Annotated in this window: 1 protein-coding gene and 1 pseudogene; one reads left to right on the plus strand and one right to left on the minus strand. The window is 65.9% G+C overall.

The genetic code is table 11. The annotated features are described in order from the left end of the window. On the plus strand, positions 1–1,321 hold a 1,321-nt coding region (locus tag QZY07_RS24950), incomplete at its 5' end, for a transposase (protein ID WP_295408749.1). A 297-nt stretch (positions 1,322–1,618) separates the two neighbouring features. Here QZY07_RS24950 and QZY07_RS24955 read toward each other — a convergent pair. Beyond that, positions 1,619–2,375, minus strand: a pseudogene (locus QZY07_RS24955) (sulfite reductase); the annotation flags it as partial.

A 2,375-nucleotide genomic window follows, 5' to 3' on the forward strand; every position in this document is an offset into this window, starting at 1 on the left:
CACCCAAGCGCCGCCGCCTGGATCGCGCGTCAAAGGCTATCGCGACGTCGTGGTCCAAGATCTCAAGATCGAGGCGCACAACACCCGCGATCGCCTGGAGGTGTGGCAGACCCCGGACGGGGAGTGGTTGCGCGGAGCGTTGCCGCCGACGCGTCAGGGTCAGCACGTCGGTCCGACGGTGCGCGCCGACCGGCTCGACCAGCACCATCACTGTCACGTCACCCAGCCGTTGTTGCGCGAGCAACTCCTCGACTGGGGCATCGACCTGTCGGTGGGGCAGATCGATGCTCTGCTCAGCGGGCATAACGAGGCGTTCTTCACGGAGAAAGATCAACTGCTCGCGGTCGGTCTGGAGGTCAGCACCTTCATCACGGTGGATGATTCGGGGGCACGCCATCAAGGACGCAACGGCTACGTCACCCAGATTGGCAACGACTTCTTCGCCTGGTTCTCCAGCGCCGAGAGCAAGAGCCGGATCAATTTCCTCCAGCTCTTGCAGGCGGGAGCGCCCTTCTACGGCTGCAATGACGAGGCGCTTGTCGATTGGTGCGAGCAGGGTTTACCGCAGGCCCCACGGCAAGGCCTGGCGGACCATCCCATCGCGGTGATCGCGAGCGCCGAGGCGTGGGAGAAACACCTCGACGCCTTGGGCATGGCCACTGAGCGTCATCGGCGCATCGCCACCGAGGGCGCCTTGCTGGGTGGCTTGCTGGCGAAGGGGCTCTCGCGCGACTTGGTGAACGTCAGCGATGGCGCCGGGCAGTTTGCGATCCTGCTGCATGCCTTGTGTTGGGTGCATGCCGAACGGCTGATTCACAAACTGATCCCGCTCAACGAGTCACAGCGCCAGGATCAGGAACGGGTGCGCGACGAACTCTGGACGCTCTACGCCGACCTCAAGGCGTCTCAGCGCGACCCCGATCCCGCGGCGATTCCTGGTCTGCGTGGGCGCTTCGAGGCGCTCTTCACCCAAAAGACCTCCTTTGCCACCCTCCATCCGCTTCTCAAACGTCTGAAGACCCATCAGGGCGAATGGCTCCTGGTCCTCCTGCGCCCGGAGATCCCGCTGCACACCAACGGCAGCGAGAACGACCTCCGGGGATCCGTGAAGTGGCGCAAGATCAGCGGTGGGACCCGCCGCGATCGGGGACGCCGCTGCCGCGACACCTTTGCCAGCCTCAAGAAGACCTGCCGGAAGCTCGGGATCTCATTCTGGGAGTATCGGAACGACCGCATTGGGCAGGTCGGTGCCATCGCGCCCTTGCCGGAGATCATCCGCGCACGGGTCTTGGCGGCATCGGGTCTGCCAGGAGGGCCTTGACCCGCATTCCGGCTCAGAGTGGTCGCCTCCCGTGGAAAATCGACGCCACTCCGGACCGCAGGCCCGTTCCGCCCCTCACCTCACCTCATCCCGTTCCCCCAAGGGCGAGGAAGCGTCGGAGCGTCGATGGCATGCATCAGGCCGATGGTCTAAAGAGACCCTATCGTTGGGTCCGCTGCGCGGGCCAAACGCCGCTGACTGGAACGATGAGATCGGCGTCGCCGTGAGTTATTGAGAAGTTACGCACGGCGGCTCGAATCGCGGAAGTCGGGTTAGTGGCGAGCGTTTGTCCTGAATCAGCCCATGCTCGCGGGCGAGGGTCTCGATGCGGTCGGCCTGCTCGGACGCGACGCCGGCAACGATGAGGTTCTGACTCGGGGTGATGCGGAAGTCGCCTTGGTGGATCCGGGCAATCTCGTGCAGACCGGTCATCATGGTCGCGCCAGGACGGTCGATGACCCGCCCGTTCTCGATGAAGAGCGTCAGATGCCGCCGCCCGTCATGGCCCTCGACCCAGCCGTAGCGGTCGCCGCGCTCGCTGAAGCGGATCGGCCGCGCCGGCTCGAAGCGGACGCCGGCCCGCTCCTCGACCTCCGCGCGAAAGCGTTCGCGTCCAAGGGTCTCGATGGTGTACTTGAGCCGCGCCAGCTTGCGTTCGACACGATTGCCGAAGTCGCGCTGGACCGAGACGACTGCGGTGGCTACCGCCAGGGTGTGCTCGGGCGGGAGGAAGCCGAGGCTGTCCGCCAGGCGCGGATAGGTGCTGGTGTCGCGGTGGGTCGTGCCCATGCCGCCGCCGGCGAGGACGTTGAAACTGACCAGCCTGCCCGCTTCCGCGATGGCGATGAAGCCGAGGTCATTGGCGTAGACGTCGACGTCATTGATCGGCGGGACGGCGACCCCGGTTTTGAACTTGCGCGGCAGATAGGTCGCGCCGTAGAGCGGCTCGGACTCCTCGCCCGCGACCTGCTCGCCGTCGAGCCAAAGCTCGTGGTAGGCGCGCGTCTTGGGCAGCAGGTGCTCGCTGATGCGCCGCGCCCAGTCGTGAGCCTCG

Source organism: uncultured Thiocystis sp., assembly GCF_903866365.1.
Taxonomy (GTDB): domain Bacteria; phylum Pseudomonadota; class Gammaproteobacteria; order Chromatiales; family Chromatiaceae; genus Chromatium.